The 7,295-nt window shown below is 31.9% G+C and carries 7 protein-coding genes; 4 read left to right on the top strand and 3 right to left on the bottom strand.

All coding sequences use genetic code 11. The features are described from left to right. Positions 1–181 precede the first annotated feature (181 nt). The 4 genes from ACH2BV_RS03525 (at position 182) to ACH2BV_RS03510 (ending at position 4,129) form a co-directional block, all read left to right on the top strand. Positions 182–1,174: a glycosyltransferase gene (locus tag ACH2BV_RS03525; protein WP_395049338.1), complete on the top strand. Its 993-nt coding sequence runs from the start codon at positions 182–184 to the stop codon at positions 1,172–1,174. 7 nt (positions 1,175–1,181) lie between these two features. Next, the gene (gene coaE, locus ACH2BV_RS03520; protein WP_395049337.1) at positions 1,182–1,766 is read left to right on the top strand and encodes a dephospho-CoA kinase; all 585 of its coding nucleotides are present in this window, start codon (positions 1,182–1,184) and stop codon (positions 1,764–1,766) included. Between the two features lie 71 nt (positions 1,767–1,837). Beyond that, the gene (locus ACH2BV_RS03515; RefSeq protein ID WP_395049336.1) at positions 1,838–3,421 is read left to right on the top strand and encodes a sensor histidine kinase; all 1,584 of its coding nucleotides are present in this window, start codon (positions 1,838–1,840) and stop codon (positions 3,419–3,421) included. 3 nt (positions 3,422–3,424) lie between these two features. After that, positions 3,425–4,129, top strand: coding sequence for a response regulator transcription factor (locus tag ACH2BV_RS03510; protein WP_395049335.1), 705 nt, complete (start codon positions 3,425–3,427; stop codon positions 4,127–4,129). A gap of 72 nt (positions 4,130–4,201) precedes the next feature. Here ACH2BV_RS03510 and ACH2BV_RS03505 read toward each other — a convergent pair whose 3' ends face one another. The 3 genes from ACH2BV_RS03505 to ACH2BV_RS03495 are packed head-to-tail and all read right to left on the bottom strand — an operon-like array spanning position 4,202 to position 7,227. Next, positions 4,202–4,942, bottom strand: coding sequence for an acyl-[acyl-carrier-protein] thioesterase (locus ACH2BV_RS03505; RefSeq protein WP_395049334.1), 741 nt, complete (start codon positions 4,940–4,942; stop codon positions 4,202–4,204). Between the two features lie 9 nt (positions 4,943–4,951). Further along, positions 4,952–5,863 carry a tRNA (adenosine(37)-N6)-dimethylallyltransferase MiaA gene (gene miaA / locus ACH2BV_RS03500; RefSeq protein ID WP_395049333.1) on the bottom strand — a complete coding sequence of 304 codons (912 nt, stop codon included), beginning with the start codon at positions 5,861–5,863 and terminating at the stop codon, positions 4,952–4,954. Between the two features lie 2 nt (positions 5,864–5,865). Then, positions 5,866–7,227: an exonuclease domain-containing protein gene (locus tag ACH2BV_RS03495; protein ID WP_395049332.1), complete on the bottom strand. Its 1,362-nt coding sequence runs from the start codon at positions 7,225–7,227 to the stop codon at positions 5,866–5,868. Positions 7,228–7,295 lie beyond the last annotated feature (68 nt).

The following is a 7,295-nucleotide window of genomic DNA, read 5'->3' as shown; positions in this document are numbered from 1 at the left end:
TTAAACTTAAAAATACAAAATAAGGAGCAGAAAAACTAGTTTTCTACTCCTTATTTATTAATCAATTAAGTACTAAAATGACTTTTTCAGTGCCCTCCGAAAAACGTGGTGGTTTTTTTATGGATAAAGATTATCTTTGTTAAAATTATGAAGCCAAAATTTTAAACCTTAATTCAAGATTATGTTGTTTTCTTTAATCATACCGGTTTACAATCGCCCTGATGAAGTCGATGAGCTTTTAGAGAGTTTATCTAAATTAGATTATAAAGAAGATTTCGAAATTGTAATCGTTGAGGATGGTTCTTCAATAAAGTGTGATGATGTTGTTCGTGATTATGGCGGAAAATTAAATATTTCCTACTATTTCAAAGAAAATTCCGGACCTGGAAATTCCAGAAATTACGGAATGCAGAAGGCAAAAGGAGATTATTTTATCATTTTCGATTCAGATTGTATTATTCCAAAAACGTATTTGAAAGAAGTTTCCAATGCGTTGAAGCAAGATTATGTTGATTGTTTTGGCGGACCTGATAAAGCTTTGGATAGTTTTTCCGATATACAAAAAGCTATCAATTTTGCAATGACTTCTTTACTTACTACTGGCGGAATTAGAGGCGGTTCTGAGAAAATTGATAAGTTTCAACCCCGAAGTTTTAATATGGGATTGTCTCGAAAGGCTTTTGAAGCTTCCAATGGTTTTGGGAACATTCATCCTGGAGAAGACCCTGATTTATCAATTCGATTATGGGAATTGGGTTTTGAAACAAGACTTTTTCCAAATGCTTTCGTTTATCACAAAAGAAGAATTGACTGGGAAAAATTTTCGATTCAGGTCAACAAATTTGGTAAAGCAAGACCAATTTTGAATAGTTGGTATCCACGATACAACAAACTTACTTTTTTCTTTCCTACTGTTTTTATAATTGGATTTATTGTTGCGCTAGTTTTTTTGGTTTTTAATCACGACTTGCTGCTTCAGTTGTATTTTGTTTACTTTTTGGTATTGTTTTTGGTGTCAACGTACCAAAATAAAAGCTTTAAAATTGGTTTCTTGTCGATAAAAGCGGTTTGGAAACAGTTTTATGGTTATGGAACAGGTTTTATGGAATCATTTTTAAAAATTATCATTTTGAAACAAAAACCGCAAGAGGCTTTCCCCGAGTTGTTTTTCTAAAAATAATATGACAAAAATAATTGGTTTAACTGGAGGTATTGGAAGTGGGAAAACTACAATTGCCAATCATTTTATGGCAGCTGGCATTCCTGTTTATATTGCAGATGATGAAGCAAGAAAAATTATGCAATCTTCAGCAATTATTGAAGAAATAGAGAAAACATTTGGTAACGCTATTTTTGATGACGCTATTTTAAATCGAGAAAAACTATCCGAAATTGTATTTAATAATCCTGAAAAATTAAAACAACTCAACGCCATTATTCATCCAGCCGTAAAAAATCACTTTGGCAATTGGATTTTGAATCACAAAGATTCTCCATTTATTATTTATGAAGCAGCTATTTTATTCGAAAGTGGGAGTTATAAAAATTGCGATTTTATATTAACGGTGACCGCTCCAATAGAATCAAGGATTCAGCGAGTAATTCAACGAGATAAAACTACTCGTGAAAAAGTTTTGAAAAGAATAAATATGCAATGGAACGATGAGCAACGCATCTCTAAAAGCGATTTTGTAATTGAAAATGTTAATCCAGATATTGCAAAATCAGAAGTTGATAAAATTCTTAAAATTTTGAAGATTCAATAAGCAGAGACTTTGATGTTAATCTTTGGTTAATTTATTATTAATTATACTGTTAAAATACTAATTTTGTATCGATGAATAAATTGTTTTTTAGAATACTTGTTTTACTGATGAGTTTATCCTTAATCGGGATAATTTTAGTCCAAGTATATTGGTTTAATACCTCGTTTAAAAATAATGACGAGCAATTCAAATTTCATGTTAAACAAGTTATTGGGAATGTTGCCAATAAGCTTCAAAAACAAGAAGAATATGCTTATTACGAAAAATTTAATAGGTATAAAGACAGTACAGGAAAAATTCCTCAAACCAATGATTTATTAGAGTTTTATTACGTTCAGAAAAATCACAAAAACAATACAACAATTGTATTTTCTAACAGTATAACATCTCAAAATTACGATTTGCCTTCAACGTTCTTTGATAAAAAATTAGATAGTGTAAAATTTCAAAGTTTCAACTCTAAACGCGTTACAGAAGTTTATGACAATAACAGATTCGACGATTCAAAAGTGCAAAGCAATTTGACACCGGATGTAAAAATTGAAAAATCTGGAAATTTGGATGTTTTGGATAATGTTGCTTATGAAATAAATTACAAAGAAATTGCTTCGGCAATGCCTTTACAGGAAAGGGTTTCAAAAGAAACTATTCAGAAGTTGCTAAAAAAGGAATTAGAAGAATATGGTGTAAACACACGATTTGAATTTGGAGTTTTTAGCAGCGGTTTAGCAACGAAAGTAAAATCGGATGGGTTTAAGTATGATGCAAACACGACCTATTCCATTCCAATATTTTCTGATAATGAAGGAAATAATAAATATCAATTATTAGTTTCATTCCCTCATAAAAAGAAATTTCTGCTTACAGATCTTATTGGGATAACCTTACTGTCAATCATTTTTACACTGATAATTATAATTGCTTATTCGAGTGCATTGAACCAATTGATTCGTCAACGTCATATATCTGAAATAAAATCTGATTTTATTAATAATATGACTCATGAGTTTAAAACACCTATTGCAACAATAAATTTGGCTTTAGATGCTATAAAGAACCCAAAAATTATCGGTGATCAGGAAAAGGTACTCAAGTATCTTCAAATGATTAAGGATGAAAATAAGCGAATGCATGCACAGGTTGAAAATGTATTGAGAATATCTAAATTAGAAAAAAAAGAATTAAACATTAACAAGGAATCAACTAACATTCAAGAAGTTATAGATGATGCTATCGAGCATGTTAATTTGATTTTAGAAGATAGACAAGGAACAATAACGAAACATTTTGATGCAGTTAGAACAAGTGTATTGGTAAATGAAGTTCATTTTATAAATGTAATTGTGAATATCTTGGAAAATGCGATTAAATATTCTCCTAATATTCCAAAAATTGATGTCTACACTGAAAATGTGAAAGATTTCGTGATTATCAAAGTGAAAGATAATGGAGTAGGAATGAGTAAGGTGGCTCAGAAAAGGGTTTTCGAAAAGTTTTATCGAGAACATACTGGAGACATACATGATGTTAAAGGTCACGGATTGGGTTTAGCATATGTAAAAAAAATTATTGACGACCACAACAGTCAAATTTATGTAGAAAGCGAAAAGGGAAAAGGAAGTACCTTCATAATAAAAATACCATTAATAAATTAAGATATGGAAAATGTAAATAAAAGAATCCTTTTAGTTGAAGATGATCTCAATTTTGGGGCTGTGTTAAAAGATTATTTGATGCTAAACGATTTTGATGTCACTTTGGCAAAAAACGGAATGGAAGGCTTCGAGAAATTCAAAAAAGATACTTATGATTTATGTATTTTGGATGTAATGATGCCTTACAAAGATGGATATACATTGGCAAAAGAGATTAGAGAGAAAAATCAAGAAGTGCCAATTATTTTCTTGACTGCAAAATCTATGAAAGAAGATGTGTTGAAAGGATATAAAGCTGGTGCTGATGATTATTTGAATAAACCCTTTGATTCTGAGGTTTTGTTGATGAAAATCAGAGCCATAATTCAAAGAAAGTCATCTGCCACAAAAGCAGAGCCGGTTCAATTTGAATTTAATGTAGGTAAATTTCATTTGAATTCAAAACTGCGATTTTTAACTTTTAACAATGAAGAGCCGGTTAAGTTGTCTCCAAAAGAAAACGAATTGTTGAAAATGTTGATTCTTCACGAAAATGATTTGATGCCGAGAGAATTGGCTTTGACAAAAATTTGGAGAGATGACAACTACTTTACTTCAAGGAGTATGGACGTTTATATCGCAAAATTGAGAAAATACCTTAAGCTAGATCCAAATGTAGAAATTCTAAACATTCACGGTGAAGGATTTAGATTAGTGGTTAAAAAATAAAGTAATATTTCATAAATTATTTTTAAAAGCTTCCAGCCTTCAAAAAGCTTGAAGCTTTTGTCTTTTAAATCATTATTTCAAATTTAACTTCAATGCAAAACAAGTTTTATCTTCTTTGGTAATGCTAAAAATTAGTGATTCTGAATTCAAATTTTCGTGGATGACAACTTTGTCTTTCATAGATAATTCCTTTAAGAAATTCATTTCAAAACTTTCAATTTTTTGATTTAGAATCAATTCTTCATCTACGAAATCCACGCACCATTCTAAGTATTTCACGTTATTAACGTGATTCACGATGTCTAAATCCGAAAGAGCAACGGTTTTCTCAAAGACCATTTCGGTTTCGTTATTGAGGTTGATTTTAGAAAAGGTTTTTTGGGTTGCTTTACGTTCTGGATACAATTCAAAATGTTTGAACGGCAAAGCCAATGCTTCCGGTCGCCTTATTTCAGTGTTAAAAACGGCCCAAAAAGTCTCGCAACCCACGATTTTATTTCCGTTGACATACATTTCTAAAGCACGCACGGAACGAGAATTTTCGAGTGTATTAATCCATGTTTTTACTGTTACGATGTCTTTCCATTTGGGTAATTCAGTAATTTCAACACGCATTCTGCTCAAAACCCAAGCCTGATTAAATTCCTGCATATCCGAGAAACTAATTCCACCCACTTCGGAATGTGCCGCTGCTGTCAATTGCAAGATATTGCACAAATCAGTATATTTTAAATATCCGTTTGGCATACATTGTGTAAAATTGATTTCCCAATCTTTGCTGAGTATGGATGTGAAATTTGGAGAAATTGGCATATAAATAATTTATGAATTATGAATTGGTCCTGTTATATAATTTATAATTTCTTTTCTATTCGCCAAATAATCAAACCACTTTGTTACTTCATTTCTCTTGAACCAAGTGAGCTGTCGTTTGGCAAATCGTCTGGTGTTTTTCTTGATTTCTTCAATGGCAAACTCTAATGAAATATTCCCCTCAAAATAACTGAATAATTCTCTATACCCCACAGTTTGTAAGGCATTCAGGTCTTTTTGAGGAAATAAATCTTTGGCTTCAGCCAATAAACCTTCATTCAGCATATTATCAACGCGCTGGTTTATTCTGTCATAAATCACGCTTCTTTCAGCTTCTAATCCAATGAGAATAGGAGTGAAGTTTCGAGTGTTTATCTTTTGGTTTAAAAAGGAAGAATATGGTTTTCCGGAACCGATACAAACTTCCAAAGCACGCATCATTCGTTGTGGATTTTCTTTGGCAACGACTGAAAAATAATTTGGATCCAATTTTTCTAATTCTGTTTGGAGATACTCAATTCCTGATTTTTCATATTTGGAAGTCACTTCATCCCGAACAGAAGAATCTATCTCAGGGAAATCATCAAAGCCCTTTAAAACTGCATCTACATACAATCCTGAACCGCCAACCATAACAACATAATCATTCGTTAAATACAATTCATCTAGTTTGGAAATAGCTTCTTTTTCAAATTCGCCAACGGTGTAATTTTCAAAAATTGATTTGTTTTGGATGAAATTGTGTTTGGCTGAAGCCAATTCTTCTGTTGAAGGAACTGCAGTTCCAATTTGCATTTCCTTAAAAAATTGTCGGCTATCACAAGAAATAATGTGACAATTGAAATGTTGAGCTAAAGCGATACTTAAGGAAGTTTTTCCAATAGCTGTTGGTCCAACAATTGTAATAAGATATTTAGCCATAATTAGAAATTTATGACTTTCATTGTTTTACTTTTTCGCAAATAACTTTGAATATTATGCCGAGTATCTCGATTGCTTTGCATTGGGATTATGATATTTCTTAAAATTTCAATGTTGTTGATTTGGTAGTTTAAATCATAGAAAGCGTAACCTTTATATACTCCATTTTCAACAAAAACCACACTATGCTCATTGATGGTGCGCCCTTTATCCAAAATTGCCAAAGTCTTATTTTCAAACAAATTCTTGTCAATAAAAGTCTGAACACGTTGGTTGTATTCTATATATGAAATTTTTCCAACGCAAGCACCGTCACATTCGTTTATGGTGTGTTGAAAACAATGTGTTTTAGTTTCGTATAAACCTGTCAATTTTTGGCATAATTGGTAATGAGAAGTAATTCGATACAAGGCGTCTTTTCCTTCCTGCATAGAAGTGTATGATTTTATTTCTTTTTTTCTGCCGTCCGCTTTTTGTAATTTCAAGTTTAAATAACCATTAGCGTCTTTTTCTGGATAAATTGCCCAAGAAAAGTTGCTTTTTGGTGACATTCGGTTATAAATGGGTCTGTTAATTTTGATTTCTTCGGATTCTTTCAAAAGCGCAATCAATTCACTTCCCGTTTCTTCATATGTTACTGTAAAAACTTCATTTTGGATTTTCTTGGCACTTCGTGTAATTCCAGTAAAATGCTGATTGACTCGTTTTTTGATGTTTCGGCTTTTGCCAATAAAAATCAGACTTCCGTCTTCTCGATGGATGTAGTAAATTCCAGTTTTTGAAGGTAAACTTTCTACAATGTCCATCAATTTTGGAGCAATTCCTTTTTCGATTTCAAATTTGATGAGTTCTTTTACAATCTCTTTATTTAGATCTTTATCCAAAAGCATTTTGAACAACTTTACTGTTGCCATCGCATCGCCATTGGCACGATGTCTGTCAGCCATTGGAATCCCAAGTGCCCGAACTAATTTTCCTAAACTATGTGAAGGTTGTTCTGGTAATAATTTTTTGGATAATTCTACTGTGCAAAGGGTTTTTACATTAAAATCATAACCCAAACGGCGAAATTCAGTACGTAAAATTCGGTAATCAAAAGATGCGTTATGGGCAACCAGAACGCAATCATTTGTCATTTCGATAATGCGTTTTGCTACTTCAAAGAACTTTGGGGCCGAGCGCAACATTGCGTTATTTATTCCAGTTAATTTTACAACAAAGGGCTGAATAGGAATTTCAGGATTGACTAAACTGATAAATTGATCAATGATTACATGACCGTCAAATTTATAAATGGCAATCTCAGTAATTCCTTCTTCGTTGAATTGTCCTCCGGTAGTTTCTATGTCAAGTATTGCGTACAAAATAAGTGTTCGGTGTTCAGTTTTTAGTGTTCAGATATCAAATCTGAATTCAAAAATCGTTAATCTTA

This window comes from Flavobacterium sp. (genome assembly GCF_043780635.1).
Taxonomy (GTDB): Bacteria; Bacteroidota; Bacteroidia; order Flavobacteriales; family Flavobacteriaceae; genus Flavobacterium.
This window is presented reverse-complemented; position numbering and strand designations above follow the sequence as displayed.